The sequence below is a fragment of the Pantoea latae genome (assembly GCF_002077695.1).
GTDB lineage: Bacteria > Pseudomonadota > Gammaproteobacteria > Enterobacterales > Enterobacteriaceae > Pantoea > Pantoea latae.
Genome location: NZ_MWUE01000007.1, coordinates 128,552 through 148,416 on the forward strand (window position 1 = coordinate 128,552; position 19,865 = coordinate 148,416).

21 protein-coding genes and 1 tRNA gene are annotated in these 19,865 nt (G+C 60.8%); 9 read left to right on the top strand and 13 right to left on the bottom strand.

Features of this window, described 5'->3' with window-relative positions:
* Positions 1–50 precede the first annotated feature (50 nt).
* Entirely contained in the window at positions 51–1,118 is a 1,068-nt protein-coding gene (gene degS, locus B2J69_RS05050) for an outer membrane-stress sensor serine endopeptidase DegS (RefSeq protein ID WP_081136998.1), read from the top strand.
* Positions 1,119–1,195: 77 nt separating this feature from the next.
* Here the strand turns inward: degS and epmA are convergent, their stop codons facing one another.
* The gene (epmA, locus tag B2J69_RS05055; protein ID WP_081137000.1) at positions 1,196–2,173 is read right to left on the bottom strand and encodes an elongation factor P--(R)-beta-lysine ligase; all 978 of its coding nucleotides are present in this window, start codon (positions 2,171–2,173) and stop codon (positions 1,196–1,198) included.
* Between the two features lie 134 nt (positions 2,174–2,307).
* On the opposite strand from epmA, the gene B2J69_RS05060 reads away from it, so the two are divergent.
* On the top strand, positions 2,308–2,832 hold the full coding sequence (locus B2J69_RS05060; protein WP_081137002.1) for a lipocalin family protein: 525 nt from the start codon (positions 2,308–2,310) through the stop codon (positions 2,830–2,832).
* Between the two features lie 33 nt (positions 2,833–2,865).
* Here B2J69_RS05060 and B2J69_RS05065 read toward each other — a convergent pair whose 3' ends face one another.
* From B2J69_RS05065 to efp, 3 genes are all read right to left on the bottom strand, one after another.
* Positions 2,866–3,000 (bottom strand): entericidin A/B family lipoprotein, encoded by a 135-nt coding sequence (locus tag B2J69_RS05065; protein ID WP_033749247.1) that lies wholly within the window; start codon positions 2,998–3,000, stop codon positions 2,866–2,868.
* Positions 3,001–3,103: 103 nt separating this feature from the next.
* Positions 3,104–3,235: an entericidin A/B family lipoprotein gene (locus tag B2J69_RS05070; protein ID WP_081137004.1), complete on the bottom strand. Its 132-nt coding sequence runs from the start codon at positions 3,233–3,235 to the stop codon at positions 3,104–3,106.
* A gap of 51 nt (positions 3,236–3,286) precedes the next feature.
* Complete coding sequence (gene efp / locus B2J69_RS05075) at positions 3,287–3,853, bottom strand: elongation factor P (RefSeq protein ID WP_081137006.1); 567 nt, start codon at positions 3,851–3,853, stop codon at positions 3,287–3,289.
* Positions 3,854–3,894: 41 nt separating this feature from the next.
* On the opposite strand from efp, the gene epmB reads away from it, so the two are divergent.
* Positions 3,895–4,923, top strand: coding sequence for an EF-P beta-lysylation protein EpmB (gene epmB / locus B2J69_RS05080; RefSeq protein ID WP_081137008.1), 1,029 nt, complete (start codon positions 3,895–3,897; stop codon positions 4,921–4,923).
* Positions 4,924–4,978: 55 nt separating this feature from the next.
* Here epmB and B2J69_RS05085 read toward each other — a convergent pair whose 3' ends face one another.
* The 4 genes from B2J69_RS05085 to B2J69_RS05100 form a co-directional block, all read right to left on the bottom strand.
* A complete protein-coding gene (locus B2J69_RS05085; RefSeq protein WP_081137010.1) occupies positions 4,979–5,335 on the bottom strand; it encodes a DUF4156 domain-containing protein in 357 nt (118 codons plus the stop codon).
* A gap of 194 nt (positions 5,336–5,529) precedes the next feature.
* On the bottom strand, positions 5,530–7,179 hold the full coding sequence (gene groL / locus B2J69_RS05090) for a chaperonin GroEL (RefSeq protein ID WP_081137012.1): 1,650 nt from the start codon (positions 7,177–7,179) through the stop codon (positions 5,530–5,532).
* Positions 7,180–7,224: 45 nt separating this feature from the next.
* Positions 7,225–7,518: a co-chaperone GroES gene (locus B2J69_RS05095; RefSeq protein ID WP_021507766.1), complete on the bottom strand. Its 294-nt coding sequence runs from the start codon at positions 7,516–7,518 to the stop codon at positions 7,225–7,227.
* 254 nt (positions 7,519–7,772) lie between these two features.
* The gene (locus B2J69_RS05100; protein WP_081137014.1) at positions 7,773–8,231 is read right to left on the bottom strand and encodes an FxsA family protein; all 459 of its coding nucleotides are present in this window, start codon (positions 8,229–8,231) and stop codon (positions 7,773–7,775) included.
* A gap of 347 nt (positions 8,232–8,578) precedes the next feature.
* On the opposite strand from B2J69_RS05100, the gene aspA reads away from it, so the two are divergent.
* The 6 genes from aspA (at position 8,579) to B2J69_RS05130 (ending at position 14,294) form a co-directional block, all read left to right on the top strand.
* Positions 8,579–10,015 carry an aspartate ammonia-lyase gene (gene aspA / locus B2J69_RS05105; protein ID WP_081137016.1) on the top strand — a complete coding sequence of 479 codons (1,437 nt, stop codon included), beginning with the start codon at positions 8,579–8,581 and terminating at the stop codon, positions 10,013–10,015.
* Between the two features lie 103 nt (positions 10,016–10,118).
* A complete protein-coding gene (locus B2J69_RS05110) occupies positions 10,119–11,420 on the top strand; it encodes an anaerobic C4-dicarboxylate transporter (RefSeq protein ID WP_081137018.1) in 1,302 nt (433 codons plus the stop codon).
* A gap of 76 nt (positions 11,421–11,496) precedes the next feature.
* On the top strand, positions 11,497–11,811 hold the full coding sequence (gene cutA / locus B2J69_RS05115; RefSeq protein WP_081137020.1) for a divalent cation tolerance protein CutA: 315 nt from the start codon (positions 11,497–11,499) through the stop codon (positions 11,809–11,811).
* Positions 11,787–13,478, top strand: coding sequence for a protein-disulfide reductase DsbD (locus B2J69_RS05120; protein ID WP_081137022.1), 1,692 nt, complete (start codon positions 11,787–11,789; stop codon positions 13,476–13,478). The genes cutA and B2J69_RS05120 overlap by 25 nt, the downstream gene beginning before the upstream one ends.
* A 54-nt stretch (positions 13,479–13,532) precedes the next feature.
* Positions 13,533–14,111 (top strand): division control transcriptional repressor DicD, encoded by a 579-nt coding sequence (gene dicD / locus B2J69_RS05125; protein ID WP_081137024.1) that lies wholly within the window; start codon positions 13,533–13,535, stop codon positions 14,109–14,111.
* 107 nt (positions 14,112–14,218) lie between these two features.
* Positions 14,219–14,294 (top strand) — tRNA-Phe (locus B2J69_RS05130).
* Between the two features lie 569 nt (positions 14,295–14,863).
* On the opposite strand, the gene argE is transcribed toward B2J69_RS05130, so the two are convergent.
* The 5 genes from argE to B2J69_RS05160 form a co-directional block, all read right to left on the bottom strand.
* Positions 14,864–16,015, bottom strand: coding sequence for an acetylornithine deacetylase (gene argE, locus B2J69_RS05140; protein WP_081137026.1), 1,152 nt, complete (start codon positions 16,013–16,015; stop codon positions 14,864–14,866).
* Entirely contained in the window at positions 16,008–16,682 is a 675-nt protein-coding gene (locus B2J69_RS05145) for a DUF1028 domain-containing protein (protein WP_081137028.1), read from the bottom strand. Before B2J69_RS05145 ends, argE begins: the two co-directional genes overlap by 8 nt.
* On the bottom strand, positions 16,679–17,113 hold the full coding sequence (locus B2J69_RS05150) for a RidA family protein (protein WP_081137166.1): 435 nt from the start codon (positions 17,111–17,113) through the stop codon (positions 16,679–16,681). Before B2J69_RS05150 ends, B2J69_RS05145 begins: the two co-directional genes overlap by 4 nt.
* 18 nt (positions 17,114–17,131) lie before the next feature.
* Entirely contained in the window at positions 17,132–18,397 is a 1,266-nt protein-coding gene (locus tag B2J69_RS05155) for a flavin-containing monooxygenase (RefSeq protein ID WP_081137030.1), read from the bottom strand.
* Between the two features lie 144 nt (positions 18,398–18,541).
* Positions 18,542–19,462, bottom strand: coding sequence for a LysR substrate-binding domain-containing protein (locus B2J69_RS05160; protein WP_081137168.1), 921 nt, complete (start codon positions 19,460–19,462; stop codon positions 18,542–18,544).
* Between the last annotated feature and the right edge of the window lie 403 nt (positions 19,463–19,865).

A 19,865-nucleotide genomic window follows, 5' to 3' on the forward strand; every position in this document is an offset into this window, starting at 1 on the left:
CTTTCTCGTGCTATTCTGCCCTGCGATCCCCTCTGGCGTAAGTTAACACCATGTTTCTTAAACTTTTGCGTTCAGTGGTGTTGGGCCTGATTGTCGCGGGCATCTTGCTTGCGGCGCTGCCCGCACTGCGTTTGGGCGGCACCGACGCCCTGCTCAACCATGACGACAGCGACGATAAAACGCCCTTCAGCTTCAACGCCGGCGTGCGCCGCGCCGTGCCCGCCGTCGTCAACGTCTACAACCGCAGCGCCCACGGCGGCAATAACAACCGCGGCATCACCACGCTCGGCTCCGGCGTCATCATGAACGCCAAAGGCTACATCCTGACCAACAAACATGTGATCAACAATGCCGATCAGATTATCGTCGCGCTGCAGGATGGCCGCTTCTTTGAAGCCAACCTGGTCGGCTCTGACGCCATGACCGATTTGGCGGTGCTAAAGATCACCGCCTCCAGCCTGCCGGTGATCCCGATTAATCCGCATCGCGTGCCGCATATCGGCGACGTGGTGATGGCCATCGGCAACCCCTACAATCTGGGACAAACGGTGACGCAGGGCATTATCAGCGCCACCGGCCGCGTCGGGCTAAGCTCATCGAAGCGCCAGAACTTCCTGCAAACCGACGCCTCGATCAACCAGGGCAACTCCGGCGGCGCGCTGATTAACTCGCTCGGCGAGCTGATGGGCATCAACACCCTGACCTTCGATAAAAGCAACGACGGCGAAACGCCGGAAGGCATTGGCTTCGCCATCCCGACCGCGCTGGCGAACAAAATTATGGATAAGCTGATCCGCGACGGCCGCGTGATCCGTGGCTATATCGGCATCACCGGGCGCGAGCTGCCTGCGCTGCATAATCAGGGCAGCGGCATCGATCATGTTCAGGGCATTATCGTCAGCGTGGTGACGCCAGACGGACCGGCGGATAAAGCGGGCATTCAGGTGAATGACGTGCTGCTGAGCGTGAACGGCAAACCCGCCGTCTCCGCGCAGGAGACGATGGATCAGGTGGCGGAGATCCGCCCAGGCTCGGTGATTCAGGTCGAGGTGCTGCGCAACGATCAGAAGCTGACGCTGCCGGTCACGATTCAGGAATTTCCCGACAGCGGGGACTAACCGAAGCTTTTACCGGCCGCACCGACATTAAAACGCGGGTAGCGGGAACCGAAGAGCAAAGCGTCCCGCTATCTTGTTTAACTGCGATCAACCGGAAACGCGATCACCTCGCTCAGCGAATCCGCCTTCAGCGCCAGCATAATCAAACGATCCACGCCGAGTGCCACGCCGGAACAGGCCGGCATGCCGTGGGTCAGCGCGTCCAGCAGCAGGGTGTCGACCGGATGCTGCGGCAGCCCGCGCGCCGCGCGCCGACGGTTATCCTGCTCGAAGCGCTGACGCTGCTCGCGGCTGTCGGTCAGCTCGCGGAAGCCGTTCGCCAGCTCCACGCCTTTGTAATAGACCTCGAAACGCTCCGCCACGCGGTGATCCTCGGTGCTGATCTCGGCCAGCGCCGCCTGGCTGGCGGGAAAATGGTAGACGAAGGTCGGCTTGTCGATGCCGATTTTCGGCTCCACGCCCAGCATAAACAGCAGCATCAGCAGAGTATCGCGATCCTCTTCGCGGTTCGCCAGCTCGCCCTCGCCCAGCTTTTCCGCCGCCTCGCGCAGCTGCGCTTTATCGGCCGACAGCGGGTCAAGATCGAGATGGCGAATAAACGCCTGCTGATACGAGAGCGACTCCGCGCTGTCGCACTCCAGCACCTGCTGCAGCAGATCGTCCACCTCGTTCATCAGACGGTACATATCATAGTGCGGACGATACCACTCCAGCATGGTGAACTCAGGATTGTGATGACGTCCCGCCTCTTCATTGCGGAAACAGCGCCCCATCTGGTAGATCGGGCCGCTGCCCGCCGCCAGCAGACGCTTCATATGGTATTCCGGGCTGGTCATCAGCCAGAGATCGCGTCCCTCGGTGGCGCCGGGGCCGACAAAACGGGTCTGGAACGGCACCAGATGAATATCGGTGACGGTCGCCTGACTCATTGCCGGGGTGTCTACTTCCAGCACGCCGCGATCGGCAAAGAAACGTCGAATTTCCGCAAGGATAGCGGCACGTTTCAACAAATTGGCAATGGGTGCGCTCGGCTGCCAGCTTGCCGTTTCGCTCATGTTGGTGACTCCGTATACAAATAAGGGGTGGAAGTCTACCTGCATTGCCCGCGGCAGACAATCGGCCACCTGAATCCAGGGAAAAATCGCGGCGGCAACTATACTTACTCTGTTCAATCAACAAGGAATCGCTTATGTCTCCATGGAAAACCTTCATCGCAGGCCTGGGCTCCATGCTCTCTGTCGCCTGCTCCACCACGCCGCCGAAAAACGTTACCGTCGTCGAAGGGTTCGACACCCAGCGTTATCTCGGCACCTGGTATGAGATCGCCCGCCTCGATCACCGCTTCGAACGCGGCCTGGAACAGGTCACCGCCACCTACAGCCCGCGCGACGACGGCGGCCTTAAGGTGATTAACCGTGGCTACAAGCCGCAGAAACAGAAGTGGCAGGAGAGCGTCGGCAAGGCCTACTTTACCGGCGACCCGCAGCGCGCGGCGCTGAAAGTCTCTTTCTTCGGCCCCTTCTACGGCGGCTACAACGTGATCGCGCTGGACAAAGATTACCGCTACGCGCTGGTGTGCGGACCGAATCGTCACTATTTGTGGATTTTATCGCGCACGCCGCAGCTGGATGAGGGCGTGAAGCAGCAGCTGGTGGATCAGGCGCGGCAGGCCGGGTTCCCGGTGGAAGAGCTGATCTGGGTAAAACAGAAATAACCGGTACGACAACAGCGTACCGGCTGGGAGAACTTACTGCGCGGTACGCTGAATAGCCTGGCCGCCTGCTTCTACGTCCTCGCCGACACCACGCGTGGTGTTACAGGCGGACAGCAGAGAAGAGAGCACCAGCACCGAAAAAATCGCAACAATACTTTTCTTTAACATGGCAATGTCCTTTTTGTGGTTGCAGTCAAGTACAGCGTTTTAAGCATAGACTGCTTATGGCTGAACGTACTGAAACGCAGCGAAAAAAGGTTATTGTCTGGGACTATTTCGCCGCGCGCGAGATGGCGCCGCCAAGGTGGGAGACATCTTCGCCGAAGCCGTGAAAGGTATTGCAGGCGTTCAGCGCGGAGCAGGCCAGCAGCACAAGAGTGAAAAGCGTTAGCTGTTTTTTCATTCTTCTTAACTCACCAAAGAAAAAGGCGCATCCTGGGATGCGCCTTCGCACTTATTTGACGCGCGACACGTATTCGCCAGAGCGCGTATCGACTTTTACCACTTCGCCGATCTGGACGAACAGCGGCACTTTCACCACGGCGCCGGTCGCCAGTTTGGCAGGCTTGCCGCCGGTGCCAGCGGTATCGCCTTTCAGGCCCGGATCGGTTTCAATGACTTCCGATTCGATAAAGTTCGGCGCCTGCACGGCGATCGCTTTGTTGTTCCACAGGGTGACGATACACTCTGCGTTGTCCTGCAGCCACTTCTGCACGTCTTCCAGCACTTTCGACTCAACCTGATACTGCTCGAAGGTTTCCGGGTGCATAAAATAGAAGAAGTCGCCGTCGTTGTAAGAGTATTGCAGCGTCATATCTACAACGTCCGCGCCTTCCGCTGAGTCGGTAGACTTGAAGGTTTTCTCAACGCGCGTGCCGGTCAGCAGACGACGCATCTTAACGCGTGCGAATGCCTGGCCTTTACCTGGCTTCACGAACTCACTGGATTCGATGGCATAGGGCTCGCCTTCGAACATGATTTTAAGACCGGAACGAAAATCGTTGCTAAGATAAGTCGCCATAAAGGCCCTCTGTAAATATTGAACTGGTAATAGCCAAAAAAATGGCACACATTGTAACCCTAAAAACCCCTTCCAGAGAAGGTTGGTTGCAGCAACTTGCTGATGTTGTCACCGAACCTGATGAATTACTCCAACTTTTAGGCCTTGACCGGCACGCGGAACTGGCGGCTGGCGGCGATGCGCGGCGGCTTTTCGCCCTGCGCGTGCCGCGCGCCTTTATCGCGCGCATGAAGCCAGGCGACGCACAGGATCCGCTGCTGCTGCAGGTGCTCACCCAGCGCGAGGAGTTTATACAGGCGCCGGGCTACAGCGCCGATCCGCTCGATGAACAGAGCAGCGTGGTGCCGGGCTTGCTGCATAAGTACCGCAACCGCGCGCTACTGCTGGTAAAAGGCGGCTGCGCCGTCAACTGCCGCTACTGCTTCCGCCGTCATTTTCCCTATCAGGATAACCCCGGCAACAAGCGCAGCTGGCAGACCGCGATCGACTATATCGCCGCTCATCCTGAACTGGATGAGATTATCTTCTCCGGCGGCGACCCGCTGATGGCGAAGGATCACGAGCTGGCGTGGCTGATTGACGCGCTGGCGCAGATCCCGCACCTGAAACGCCTGCGCATCCACAGCCGCCTGCCGGTGGTGATCCCGGCGCGCATTACCGACGCGCTGTGCCAGATGCTGGCGGAAACGCGTTTGCAGGTGCTGCTGGTGACCCATATCAACCATGCGCAGGAGATCGACGCGTCGCTGGCGGCCGCCATGCAGCAGCTGAAGCGCGCCGGCGTCACCCTGCTGAACCAGAGCGTACTGCTGCGCGGCGTCAACGACAGCGCCAGCACGCTGGCTAACCTCAGCAACGCGCTGTTCGACATCGGCATTCTGCCCTACTACCTGCACGTGCTGGATAAGGTTCAGGGCGCGGCGCACTTTTACGTCTCCGACGACGAGGCGCGCGCGCTGGTGCGCGCGCTGCTGACGCAGGTCTCTGGCTATATGGTGCCGAAGCTGGCGCGCGAGATCGGCGGCGAGCCGAGCAAGACGCCGCTCGACCTGCAGCTGCGCCAGGAATAGCAGGCAAAAAAAAGGCCGGTAGCAACCGGCCGTTATCATCAGGGGCGTGCCGCCATCAGGCTTTCACCGGGCACTTATAAACCTGACCGTTCATTTTGCTGTCCAGAGGCGCGAAAGCGGACCACAGATTTTGCGTCGGGCTGGTGGCGCCGTAAATCACGTTGCCGCCCATTTCCGCCGCGCGGTTGCGCAGATCGTTGGCCGCGCCGCGCAGGGAGCTGCCCTCGCCGCCGGAGCCGCTCAGCCAGTTGCTTTGCGAACCGGTGACGTTGCCCAGCAGCTGACAGTCGCTGCCCGGCTGTTGATCGGTGAAGGTGACACGTTCGCCGCCGGCGCTCAGCTGGTGAGAACTGCTGCATCCCGCCAGCAATAAAGTACCGACCGCCAGTCCGAGCAAGAGGTTAATCCGCATTGTAATCCCCATTTATTATCATCAGTATCGGGCGGCAGCGTAGCAGAAAAGTATCTCTTTTTTCTGAACATTCATTGCCCTGAGCCCGCAAAGCCGAAGGTTTGCGCCCTTACTTATACCCTTTTCATCCGCAAAAGAAAAACCCCCGACCGTTTCCGATCGGGGGTTTTCACTGCGCAAAAGCGTCAGGGCAATTACATCATGCCGCCCATACCGCCCATGCCACCCATGCCGCCAGCGCCAGCACCTAAATCAGGCGCGTCGCCTTTCGGCAGGTCGGTCACCATGCACTCGGTGGTGATCATCAGACCAGCAACAGAGGCCGCGTACTGCAGCGCAGAACGGGTCACTTTGGTTGGGTCGAGGATACCGAAGTCGATCATGTTGCCGTATTCTTCAGTCTGCGCGTTGTAACCGTAGTTACCGTCGCCCGCTTTCACGTTGTTCGCCACAACAGACGGCTCTTCGCCGGCGTTGGAGACGATCTGACGCAGCGGCGCTTCCATTGCGCGCAGCGCAACTTTGATACCGACGTTCTGATCTTCGTTCTGGCCACGCAGGTCGCCCAGCTGTGCAGCAACACGCACCAGCGCTACGCCGCCGCCCGCTACCACGCCTTCTTCTACCGCAGCACGGGTCGCGTGCAGGGCATCTTCAACGCGGGCTTTCTTCTCTTTCATTTCAACTTCAGTGGCTGCGCCCACTTTCAGTACGGCTACGCCGCCTGCCAGTTTCGCTACGCGCTCCTGCAGTTTTTCTTTGTCGTAGTCAGAGGTCGCTTCTTCGATCTGCTGACGAATCTGGGTTACGCGGCCCTGAATCGTCGCCTCTTCACCCACACCGTCGATGATGGTGGTGGTGTCTTTGTTGATGACCACGCGTTTCGCCTGGCCCAGATCTTCCAGCGCCGCTTTTTCCAGCTCCATACCGATCTCTTCAGAGATCACGGTGCCGCCGGTCAGGATAGCGATATCCTGCAGCATCGCTTTACGACGGTCGCCGAAGCCCGGCGCTTTCACCGCAGCCACTTTCACGATGCCGCGCATGGTGTTGACCACCAGGGTCGCCAGCGCTTCGCCTTCCACGTCTTCAGCAACGATCAGCAGCGGTTTGCCTGCTTTCGCCACGGCTTCCAGCACCGGCAGCATTTCGCGGATGTTGGAGATTTTTTTGTCAGCCAGCAGGATGAACGGTGATTCCAGCTCAACGGCGCCGGTTTCCGGCTTGTTGATGAAGTACGGAGAAAGGTAGCCGCGATCGAACTGCATACCTTCAACCACGTCCAGCTCGTCCTGCAGACCGGTGCCTTCTTCAACGGTGATCACGCCTTCTTTACCCACTTTTTCCATCGCCTGGGCGATCAGGGTGCCGACGCTTTCATCGGAGTTAGCGGAAATGGTGCCGACCTGAGCGATAGCTTTGGAGTCGGAGCAAGGCACGGAGAGCGCTTTCAGCTGTTCAACCGCGGCGATAACCGCCTGGTCGATACCGCGCTTCAGATCCATCGGGTTCATGCCCGCTGCCACAGCTTTCAGGCCTTCGGTGATGATTGACTGCGCCAGTACGGTTGCGGTGGTGGTGCCGTCGCCTGCAGCGTCGTTCGCTTTAGAGGCCACTTCTTTCACCATCTGCGCGCCCATGTTTTCGAACTTGTCTTCCAGCTCGATTTCACGCGCAACGGACACGCCATCTTTCGTGATGGTCGGTGCACCAAAAGATTTATCCAGAACCACGTTACGGCCTTTCGGGCCCAGGGTAACTTTTACTGCATCTGCCAGTACGTTCACGCCGCGCAGCATTTTTACGCGAGCGTCATTACCGAATTTTACGTCTTTAGCTGCCATTTCAATTGTCCCTTAAATTCGTTTCGTTCAGTGAGTTCCGCGTAATTACGCTTCAACAATCGCCAGAATGTCGCTTTCAGAGATGATCAGCACTTCTTCGTTGTCGATCTTTTCGGTTTTAGCGCCGTAACCTTCGCTAAAGATCACCAGGTCGCCCACTTTGACGTCCAGCGGCTTCACATCGCCATTTTCCAGGATGCGACCATTGCCCACGGCCAGCACTTCACCACGGGTTGATTTGCCTGCTGCAGAGCCGGTCAGAACGATGCCGCCAGCCGATTTTGCTTCAACTTCTTTACGCTTGACGATAACGCGATCGTGCAACGGACGAATTTTCATTAGATAGCTCTCCTTTGAGAAGTCCAATCATTCATTTTTGGGTTGAACGCCGGGCTGCAGGGCTTCCGGCCTCGTGGTGCAAGAGATAGGGTCGACCAAAATCCCTTTCAAGGGGCAACAGGACAAATTTTTTACCTGGCGGCGACAACTGCCTGTTTTTTGCGCAATGGCGCACATTTCGCTGCGCGCTTAAAAAAGTCGCCGCGCGCATAAAAAAAGCGTGACCTCAGGTCACGCCTTTTTACCCCATGCCCTTAGCGATCGCGGCGATCGTCATGGCCGATGCGATCGTTGTCCTTGCGCTCATATTCGCCGTCGACGGTAAATCCGCTGTCGGGACCGGCGCCCGGCCCGCGCCAGACGCGCAGGTGCGGCATCAGCCTCAGCGTCAGCAGCTTTTGCACCGGCGGCAGCAGCAGCAGCAGGCCGAGCAGATCGGTAAAGAAGCCGGGCAGCAGCAGCAGGAAACCGGCGATGATCAGCGACACGCTTTTAATCATCTCTTCCGCCGGGCTTTCGTTACGCGCCAGCTTCTCCTGCATCAGCATAAAGTTTTTCATGCCCTGGTTTTTCACCAGCGACACGCCAAGCGCCGAGGTGAAAATCACCAGCAGCATGGTCATCAGCACGCCCAGCGCGTGAGCCACCTGAATAAACAGGGTGATCTCAATCCAGGCGAGCGCAAAAATTACGATTAACGGTAACCAGCGCACCGTATTCTCCTTTTAGTCGGGCTGCTCTGCGTCAGGCAGAGAGCGATAAATGCCCTGTCAGAGGGCACAGCCATGAGATGGGCTTGCCGCAACGGGAATTCAACCGCTGCTTTCAAATATTTACAGTAGGGTTAAATTTGTGCTCGCTATCACATATCGTAGTTATTACGACGATAATAGCGGCATGAACCGGTCTCCAGACTCGCGCTTTAACCTGACGGCAGCATATGATCGTGCGCGCCGGAGCCCGGGCGGATACACTGTCGGCTTCGGCTTTCCACGACAAATCAACACATCACCTGTGATGGATGGCGCCAGCGCAAGCGGCCAATAACAAGAAGGTTATCATGGCGAACAACATTCGTATCGAAGAAGACCTGCTAGGCATGCGTGAAGTCCCCGCCGATGCCTACTACGGCGTTCATACTCTGCGTGCGATTGAAAACTTCCGTATCAGCAACAGTAAAATCAGCGACATTCCCGAATTCGTGCGCGGCATGGTAATGGTGAAAAAGGCCGCCGCGCTCGCCAACAAAGAGCTGCAGACCATTCCGCGCAACATCGCCAACACCATTATTCAGGCCTGCGACGAGGTGCTGAATAACGGCAAGTGCATGGATCAGTTCCCGGTTGACGTCTATCAGGGCGGCGCGGGCACCTCGGTTAATATGAACACCAACGAAGTGCTGGCCAATATCGGGCTGGAGCTGATGGGCCACCAGAAAGGGGACTATCAGTTTCTCAATCCCAACGATCACGTCAATAAGTGCCAGTCCACCAACGACGCCTACCCTACCGGCTTCCGCATCGCGGTCTACAGCTCGATCCTCAAGCTGCTGGAGGGCATCAGCGCGCTGGGCGAAGGCTTCGAGCGCAAGGCGGCGGAGTTTGAAACCATCCTGAAAATGGGCCGCACCCAGCTGCAGGACGCGGTGCCGATGACGCTGGGCCAGGAGTTCCACGCCTTCCACGTTCTGCTCAACGAAGAGACGCGCAGCATCCTGCGCACCGCCGAACTGCTGCTGGAGGTCAACCTCGGCGCCACGGCGATCGGCACGCGCCTCAACACGCCGGACGGCTATCAGCAGCTGGCGGTGCAGCGCCTCGCCGAAGTGAGCAACCTGCCGGTGGTGCCGGCGGAAGATCTGATCGAAGCGACCTCCGACTGCGGCGCCTACGTCATGGTGCACTCCTCGCTGAAGCGTCTGGCGGTGAAGCTGTCGAAAATCTGCAACGACCTGCGCCTGCTCTCGTCCGGCCCGCGCGCCGGCCTCAACGAGATCAACCTGCCTGAGCTGCAGGCCGGCTCGTCTATTATGCCCGCCAAGGTTAACCCGGTGGTGCCGGAGGTGGTGAATCAGGTCTGCTTCAAGGTGATCGGCAACGACACCACCCTGACGATGGCGGCGGAAGCGGGCCAGCTGCAGCTCAACGTGATGGAGCCGGTGATCGGCCAGGCGCTGTTCGAATCGATCAGCATCCTGACCAACGCCTGCTATAACCTGCTGGAGAAATGCGTCAACGGCATTACCGCCAACAAAGCGGTGTGCGAGGCCTATGTCTTCAACTCTATCGGCATCGTCACCTACCTCAACCCCTATATCGGCCACCACAACGGCGATATCGTCGGCAAAATCTGCGCGGAAACCGGCAAAAGCGTGCGCGAGGTGGTGCTGGAGCGCGGTCTGCTGACCGAAAGCGAGCTGGACGATATCTTCTCGGTGCAGAACCTGATGTACCCCGTCTACAAGGCCAAACGCTACACTGACGACAACGAACAGTAAGTCGATCGGCTAAGATGAGAGAAAAGGCGCGCCGCGATCAACACGGCGCGCCTTTTTATTTGGTACATAGCCTGCTGTTTTTACCACTTGCATGAGGTGACGAATGATCGTCGTTGAATTAGCGATCGTCCTGCTGGCGATCTGGTTGGGCGCGCGGCTGGGCGGCATCGGCATCGGGTTTGCCGGCGGGTTGGGCGTGCTGGCGCTGACGCTGGTCTGCGGGCTGAAGCCGGGCGCCATACCCTTCGATGTGATTGAAATCATTATGGCGGTGATTGCCGCCATCGCCGCGATGCAGGTAGCGGGCGGCATGGATTACCTGGTCAGCCTGGCGGAACGGCTGCTGCGTCGCCATCCGCGCTACGTCACGCTGCTGGCGCCGCTGGTGACCTACACCATGACGCTGCTGGCGGGCACCGGCCATACCGCCTTCTCGACGCTGCCGGTGATTGCCGAAGTGGCGAAAGAGCAAGGGGTGCGCCCGTCGCGTCCGCTCTCTATCGCCGTGGTCGCCTCGCAGATCGCCATCACCGCCTCGCCGCTCTCGGCGGCGGTGGTCTTCTTCGCCTCGCTGCTGGAGCCGCGCGGCGTCAGCTATATCGCGCTGCTGGCGGTCGCTATTCCCTCGACGATGATCGGCCTGTTTCTCGCGGCGCTGGTGACCAACTTCCTCGGCAAAGAGCTGCATGAAGATGAGGTCTACCAGGCGCGCCTCGCCAAAGGCGAAGTGAAGCTGCGCGGGGCGAGCCGCTACCAGGAGAAGCCTGGCGCGAAGCGGTCGGTGCTGCTGTTTCTGGCGGGCATCGCCGCCGTGGTGCTCTACGCCACCGCCATCAGCGACGGCGTCGGCCTGATCGCCGATCCGCCGCTGCCGCGCAACGAGGCGATCGTGGTGTTTATGCTGACGATTGCGACGCTGATCGCGCTGTTTTGCAAGATCGATACCGGCGCCATTCTTAGCGCCAGCACCTTTAAGTCAGGGATGAGCGCCTGCGTCTGCGTAATGGGCGTCGCCTGGCTCGGCGACACCTTCGTCAAAGCGCATATCGGCGAGATCCAGCAGCTGGCGGGCGGCCTGCTGCAACAGGCGCCCTGGCTGCTGGCGGTGGCGCTGTTTTTCGCCTCAATGCTGCTCTACTCGCAGGCGGCGACCGCCAAAGCGCTGATGCCCGCCGCGCTGCTGCTGGGCGTCTCGCCGCACACCGCCGTCGCCTCGTTCGCCGCCGTCTCTGCGCTGTTTGTGCTGCCGACCTATCCAACGCTGCTCGCCGCCGTGGAGATGGACGACACCGGTTCGACGCGCATCGGCAACTATGTCTTTAACCACGCCTTTATCGTGCCGGGCGTGCTGGCGATTGTGCTGTCGGTGCTGTTTGGCTTTTTAATCGGCGGCGTGGTGCTGTAGCCTCGTTACAACCTGTAAAGCCTGCCGCGCGGCGAGCGTGCTATCATCGCCCCTTTCCCGCAACAGGAGCGACGCGATGAACGCCGTGATCATTCTTTGTACCGCGCCCGATGACGCCTGCGCGCGCCGGCTCGCCGCGCTGGCGCTGGAAGCGAAACTCGCCGCCTGCGTGACGCTGCTGCCCGGCGCCACCTCGCTTTATGTCTGGCAGGGCCAGCTTGAGCAGGCCAGCGAAGTCCAGCTGCTGTTAAAAAGCAGCGCCGCGCACCAGCAGGCGCTGATGGCGCTGCTGAAGCGCGAACATCCCTACGACGTGCCTGAACTGCTGGCGCTTCCGGTTCAACATGGAGACAGTGAATACTTGTCATGGCTGCACGCATCTCTTGCCTGATCGCCTCTCTGCTGGCGCTGTTTATCACGCTGCCGGCGCAGGCCTCGATTTTCTCCCCCAACGCTAACAGTCGGTTCGTGCCTGTGGATCAGGCGTTTGCCTTTGATTTCAGTCAGCAAGGCAGTCAGCTCAGGCTCAACTGGAAGGTAAAACAGGGCTACTATCTCTACCGACAGCAGATTCATATCACCGCGCAGCAGGCGCAGATAGCGCCGGTAGCGCTGCCGCCAGGCGAGCCGCATGAAGATGAGTTCTACGGTAAAAGCGAAATCTACCCGCAGGATCTCAGCGTGCCGGTTCAGCTGCAGCAGGCGGCGGCAGGCGCCACCCTTAGCGTGACCTACCAGGGCTGCGCGGCGGCGGGCTTCTGCTATCCGCCCGAGACGCGCGCCATTCCGCTCAGCGCGGTGGAGGCCAGCGCGACGCCGAGCGCGCCCAGCGCCCAGCCCGCGCCGCTGCCCTTCTCGCCGCTCTGGGCGCTGCTGATCGGCATCGGCGTCGCTTTTACCCCCTGCGTGCTGCCGATGTATCCGCTGATCGCCGGCATTATCCTCGGCGGCCAGCGCAGCGGCTCGCTGCTGCGGCTGTTTAGCCTGGCGCTGATCTACGTGCTGGGCATGGCGCTGACCTATACGCTGCTGGGCGTGGTGGTGGCGGCGGCGGGCCTGCGTTTTCAGGCGGCGCTGCAGCATCCGTACGTGCTGATCGGCCTGTCGCTGATTTTCACCCTGCTGGCGCTGTCGATGTTCGGCCTGTTCCAGCTGCAGCTGCCCGCCAGCGTGCAGACGCGTCTGACGCTGTGGAGCAACCGCCAGCAGGGCGGCTCGCTGCCCGGCGTCTTTTTTATGGGCGCGCTGGCGGGGCTGATCTGCTCGCCCTGCACCACCGCGCCGCTCAGCGCCATCCTGCTCTACATCGCCCAGAGCGGCAATCTGTGGGCGGGCGCGGGCACGCTGTGGCTCTATGCAATGGGCATGGGTCTGCCGCTGATAGTGGTCACGATGTTTGGCAATCGCCTGCTGCCGAAAAGCGGCCCCTGGATGGAAACGGTCAAGCAGGGCTTCGGCTTCGTAATCCTCGCGCTGCCGGTCTTTTTGCTGGATCGCGTGCTGGGTGAGCCCTGGGGCGTGCGACTCTGGAGCGCGCTGGGCGTCGCCTGCTTCGCCTGGGCATTTTGCAGCAGCCTGCGCGGCCACGGCGGCAGATGGCGCATCGTGCAAATTGCGATGCTGGGCGCAGCGCTGATCAGCGCGCGTCCTTTGCAGGAGTGGGTCTGGGGCGCGCCCACCGCCGCGCAGACGGCCACGCCGCTGCCCTTTCAGCGCATCGCCTCCCCGGCGCAGCTGGATCAGGCGCTGCAGCAGGCCGACGGTCGCGTCACCATGGTGGATCTCTACGCCGACTGGTGCGTGGCGTGCAAAGAGTTTGAAAAGTACACCTTCAGCGATCCCGCCGTGCGCGAAGCGCTGGGCCATCTGCAGCTGCTGCAGGCGAACGTGACCGCAAACAACGCCGCCGATAACGCGCTGTTACAGCGTCTTCAGGTGCTTGGCCTGCCGACCATCCTGTTTTTTGACGCGCAGGGCCATGAAATTCCCGCCTCGCGCGTGACGGGCTTTCTCGACGCTGAAGATTTCCGCGCGCATTTGCACAATCGGGCGCGCTAAACGACACTGGTGTAACCCCGCCGCAGGCGGAGGCGTACAGAGAGGAGACGTCATTTGCAGCGTGAACAGATACTCGAGCATGCGCTGAATGTGCTCGAAAAAAATGGACTGGCGGCGACGACGTCATTACCGCAGCTGGCCGGTCAAGGCGAACTGGCGCTGGCGCAGCTGGAGGGGCACTGGCCCGACCGCGACGCCCTGCTCTACGATGCGCTGCGCTATCACGGCCAGCAGATCGACAGCTGGCGACGCCAGGTATTGCTCAACGACCAGCTCGACGGCGAGCAGAAGCTGCTGGCGCGCTATCAGGTGCTGAGCGAGCAGGTGCAGAAAGGCCGCTATCCCGGCTGCTTGTTTATTGCCGCCTGCAGCTTCTATCCGCAGCCGGATCAGCCGGTGCATCAGATTGCCGAGCAGCAGAAACAGGCCTCCTGGCACTTTACCCACCGCATTCTGGTAGAGCTGGGGCTGGATAACCCAACGATGGTGGCGGACCAGCTGGAGCTGATCCTTGAAGGCTGCCTCAGCAAACTGCTGGTGAAGCGTAACGCGCAGGACGTGGCGACCGCCAGACGCCTGGCGGAAGATGTGCTGCGCATCGCGCTGTGCCGCGCTAACGGCGCGCTGGCTTAGCCTTTTGCCGCTTCTGCCTGAAAAGCAGGCAATCAGTCACGTTTTCCCACTTTTTTACCGGAAAGGCGTTGACGCGAAGCGGCCATTACGGTTTAATGCGCCCCGTTGCCCGAATAGCTCAGTCGGTAGAGCAGGGGATTGAAAATCCCCGTGTCCCTGGTTCGATTCCGGGTTCGGGCACCACAAATTAAAGAACCCAGCCTATGGCTGGGTTTTTGCTTTTGTGCAGAACCCATCATCGAACCGGTTCAATCTCTTCGCCGCGTCCTGCGGGTTTACCATGCAGGCGCAACAAAGCAAAAATGCTCCCGGCATTTTTATCCGGGTTCAGGCGCCACAAATTAAACAACCCAGCCTGTGGCTTAATGCTTATCAGTTAAGATTGTATTCAGATAAGGCCGCCTTTTTCTCAAAATGGCGGCCTTTTTTATACGCGTGTAAGCCTGCTGGTGCGGGCCACCGCGCACACGGAAGCTGGCCAGCAGGCTGGGGCCGCTCAGGGGCGGGCATTTCGCAGCGCTGAACAGAGTGAGGCTGCCAGGAGAGCCCGCAGGGAAGCGGGCGAAAGGTGGGGCTGGAACAGGGATGTTCCATCCCCGCCGGTCCGTCAGGCAGGCGAATGGCGTGAAGGTACCGCGTCAGCGGCGCGAGGACCGCCAGCCCCTGAGCGGCCCCAGACTGCGTTATCATCCCACGCTTAACTGACAAGCATTAAGCCTATGGCTGGGTTGTTGCTTTTTGCCCGTGATGACTTACTCACAACGCATCCAGTCGCAGAGATTGCCCAGCATCTGCATGCAGCGCTCCAGCTGGTCGACGGCGACGAACTCATCCGCCTTGTGTCCCTGCGCCATACTGCCCGGCCCGCACACCAGCGTCGCCATGCCGATCTCGTCGAACAGGCCGCCTTCGGTGCCAAAGGCGACGGTGGCAAAGCGGTCGCTGCCGCTCCACTGCGCCAGCCAGCGGGCAAAGTCGCCCTGCGGATCGGTCAGCAGGCCGGGATAGGCGCCCAGCGGCTGAAACGTCACGTCGCTCTCTGGCGCCTGCGCCTGCATGGCGGGCAATAGCTGGTCGCGCGCGAAGGCGGCGATGCTTTCCAGCACCGCCCCGGCATCGGCGTCTGGCAGCGTGCGCAGCTCAAAATCGAACTGACAATCCTGCGGCACGATATTCAGCGCCGCGCCGCCCTGAATAGTACCGACCTGCAGGGTGCTGAACGGCGGATCGAAGCGCGTATCCCGCGTCTGCCGCAGCGAGGCGCCGACGCGGCTGATATGGCCGATCAGCGCCGCTGCCTGTTCGATGGCGTTGACGCCGTCCGGCGCGTAGGCGGAGTGGCAGGCGCGGCCGCGCACCTGACAGCGCATCGCCACTTTGCCCTTATGGCCGTAAACCGGCGCCATCTCGGTGGGTTCGCCGATAATGCAGAGCGCCGGCTTCTGCGGCGACGCCTGAAGATGCGCCACCAGCGAGCGCACGCCCAGGCAGCCGACCTCTTCGTCGTAGGAGAACGCCAGATGCAGCGGCAGGCGCAGCGGCTCGGCCAGGAAGCGATCCAGCGACGCCAGCACGCAGGCGATAAAACCTTTCATATCGGCGCTGCCGCGGCCGTAGCAGCGCCCGTCGCGCTCGGTCAGGGCAAAAGGCGGCACCGTCCAGCGCTGCCCGTCGACCGGCACCACGTCGGTGTGGCCCGACAGCAGCACGCCGCCGTCGCCCGCAGGCCCCAGTCGCGCATAGAGGTTGGCTTTCGTGCCGCCTTCGTCATACAACAGCTCAGCCGCCACGCCGCGCTGCGCCAGAAAGTCGCGAATAAAGCCGATCAGCGCCAGATTCGACTCGCGGCTGGTGGTGTCGAAGGCGAGCAGCGCCGCCAGCGTCTCGCGCAGCGCGCTATTCATCGCCCGGCACGCCGTAGCTCGGCGCGTCGCGCGGGTCGAGCGCGCGCGTCACGTAGGCCTCCATCTGCGGTTCATAGGCGAGCCACAGGCGCGACAGCGCGTCGACCGGATCGGCGTCGACCCAGTCGACGCGCAGATCTACCAGCGGCCAGGTATAATCATCCACCACCTTTACGGCGGCGGAGTGCACCGGCCCCGCTTCGCCGCCGCGCGCGATGCCCGCCTGCAGCGCCGCGATCAGTCGGCTGGTCAGCTCGCCGGACGAGGCGTCAAACGCCGACACCATCGCCTCGATCACCGCTTTATCCGCCAGCATATTGCCCGCCGCCACGCAGTTCTCACCCTGCGCCACATGCCAGACGCCCAGGGTGTTGCTGCCGCTGAAGTGCGCCATCTCGCCGGCGGAGTCAATCACCGTCACCTGGCGGTAGTCGCTGAAGCGATCCTCCGCCAGCGCCAGCTTCAGCGCCTGCTGCGCCGAGGCGCCCGCTTCCAGCTGCGCCAGGATCTGCTGGCCCAGCGCGGGCAGCGTAATGTTCTGGCTGGACACCGCGCCCGTTCCCGCCTGCAGCCAGGGGCAGCGCGCCCCGACGGCGATGCTGGAGGAACTGATAGCGATGCCGAGCTGGCCGCTCTCCGGGCAGCGCGCGCTAATCGACAGCGTCATAGCGCCTCCTTGCCGTGCCAGCTATCCGGGATCACCGCGATCACGTCAATCTCCATCAGCCACTGCGGCTGCGCCAGCGCCGACACCACCAGCCCGGTCGAAATGGGAAACACCCCCTTCAGCCATTTGCCCACTTCCAGATAGACCGGCTCGCGGTAGCGCGGATCGGTGATATAGGTGGTGGTCTTGACGATGTGCGACAGGTCGCTGCCCGCCTCTTCCAGCAGCTGTTTGACATTCTTCATCGCCTGCTCTGCCTGCAGGCCTGGCTCGCCCAGCCCGACCAGCTTGCCGTCAAAGTCGGTGCCGACCTGGCCGCGCACGTAGACGGTGTTGCCTGCGCGCACCGCCTGGCAGAGGTCGTTGTCGAGCGCCTGATTGGGATAGGTCTCTTTGGTGTTGAACATGCGAATACGGGTATGGGTGGGCATCATTGCTCTCCTGCTCTGTTAAAGGGGCGCGGCGGTCGGGTAGCGCTGGTACTGACGCTGAATGGCAATCTGGTCGGCGATATATTTCGCGTCGTGCCAGACGCCCCAGATAAAGGTCGATCCGCGACGTGACAGCCACGGCAGGCCGAGAAAATAGACGCCCGGCTCGCTGGAGACGCCGCGATGGTGCTGCGGTTTGCCCTGCGCGTTAAAGGCGTCTACCTTCAGCCAGCGGTAATCCGCCTCGTAGCCGGTGGCCCAGATAAGGGTGGTAACACCCGCGTCTGCGAGGTTCAGCTCGGCGAGCGGCTGGGTGACGCAGGCGGGATCGGGCAGAAAATGCCGCGCCTCCGGCTCCTCCGGCAGATCAAGGCCGTTGCGGGCGATATAGGCATCCGCCGCGTCGAGCAGCGCCAGATAGCTGGCGTCGCCGCGCGCGATGTTGCTGGCCAGATCGCCCTGAAAGCGCACCGTTTCGCCGTCAAATGCCTGGGTCATGCCGACCAGATTGACGCCCTGATGCGCCAGCGCGCGGAAATCCACGGTATGGCCGCCCCGCGCCCCGCTCACCGCGATGGTGACGTGCTCTTTGCCCGGCTGGCTCGCCGCCGCGTCCCACATACCCAACACGCCCAGCCACCAGCAGAAGTCGCGGTTGCGATAGGCGCGCGGCGGACGATCGTGCGGGCCGACCGAGAGATAAACCGTTTTGCCGGCACGCTGCAGCTCGTCGGCGATCTGCACGCCGGAGGATCCGGCGCCGATCACCAGCACGCCGCCATCCGGCAGCTGCTGCGGGTTGCGGTAGTCGGCGGAGTGGATCTGCGTCAGGCGTTCGCTGCGCGGCGCGATGGCCGGGATCACCGGCTTCTGGAAGGGGCCGGTAGCCGCCACGACGCGCTGCGCCTCAATCACGCCCTCTGACGTCTGCACGGTAAAGCCAGGACGCCCGCTGTTGCGCGTCACGCTCAGCACCTCGACGCCGGTGCGGATCGGCGCATGAAATTTTTCCGCATAGGCGACGAAGTAGTCCGCCACCTGCTCTTTGCCGACAAAGCTGTCGGGCGCGCACGCCGGAAACGCCATGCCAGGAAAGCGGTCGTGCCAGGCCGGGCCGTTCGCCACCAGCGAATCCCAGCGCCCGCTGCGCCAGGCCTCGGCGATGCGGTTTTTCTCCAGCACCAGGTGCGGCACGTCGAGCCGGCTCAGGTGTTCGCTCATCGCCACCCCCGCCTGCCCGGCGCCGATCACCAGGGTATCAATCTCTGTTTTTATCTCTGTCATTTCCGCGTCCTTCAACCAGCCGCTGGCCGATATATTCACCATGGGGGAGGTTTCCAAGACTATTTGAGCCGACAGAGAGGGTAAAATATTATAAAGCTAACGACTGAATAGGAATTTATTAGGCTGCACGCCACGGCAGAAAAATTATTGTATCGCCGGCGTCGGGAAGAGTTCGGCGCGACGGCAATAATCCATAAATAACTGCGCCGGCCGGGTTGGCTCATTATTTTGCAGCCAGGCCATAATCAGCGTCGAGTCCGCCATCTCATCTTCTATTTCAAGATGAATTAATTGCTGCCCGTCGTAGGTCATGCTGGAACAGGGACGCGTCACCAGCACCGAAAACCCTAATCCCTGGCCTACCATGCAGCGCACCATCTCAATCGAGGGCGAGCTGTAGGCGACCTCCGGGTGATAGCCCCGCTCTTTAAAGATGCGGATAAAGTAGTTTTTGCTGGGGATGGCATCCAGCAGGATCATCGGTTCGCGGCTCAGCTGCTGTAGCGTCACCGTTGCCTGGCGCGCCAGCGGATGCGCGGCGGGCAGCAGCGCGTAGGGCCGGTGCGGCGCGTTGAGCGGCTCTTTTTTTATTGAGTGATCGAGGTCGAGATCGTAGAGAAACGCCAGGTCGAAGCGGCCGCGATGCAGCCCGTGCATCAGCTCATGCTGCTCGCCGTCATACAGTTCAATGGTGATATCGGGATAAATTTTTTTAAAGCCGGCGATCAGCTTTGGCAGATAGAGCGGCGCGGCCGACTCAAAGCAGCCGACGGCGATGGTGCCGGACACCAGCTGGTGTTCGGCGCGCGAGTTCTGCTCGAACTCATAAGAGAGACGCAGCAGGTCGCGCGCCTTTTCGTAAAAGCGGCGGCCGCCCGGCGTCAGGGAGACGCCCTGCGCGTGATGGCGGATAAACAGCTGCTGGTCGAAGGTATCTTCCAGATTTTTAATGGCGATTGAGATAGAGGGCTGCGCGATGTGCAGCTGGCGCGACGCTTCGGCGATGCTTTCGGTTTCAACCACCGTGACGAAGTACTTAAGCTGTTTTAGCGTAAAACGCATCATAAAACCCTTTCTGGTGGCGTGCAGCGCGCTCAGCTGGCGCGCTTTTTTACAGGTCAGCGGTTGCTGCAAGGGCCATGCCAGCTCTGTGCCCCATTAGCGCGCAGCCGCCGCACGCGCCATCACCGCGCTTTATTATTGATAGTTCAACCTGTCGCCTGAAATAATTTTCGCGAGAAAAACGTTTATTTAACCCGCTGCATCATTTTGGCACAGCGATGCGCTTAAAAAGAGCAAAGCGCTCGCCGCTTTTAATTTCACATCACCGCCCGATTCATTGCCCTTCTCAATTAATCAGCGCCGCGCATCATTCCCCCGCTTTTTTAGCTGGATAGTTTTTTTAAAGTCTGAAGCCAGCAATTTACTAATTGCCTCAAATTAGCGGCTGCCGCCATAGTGTCAATAA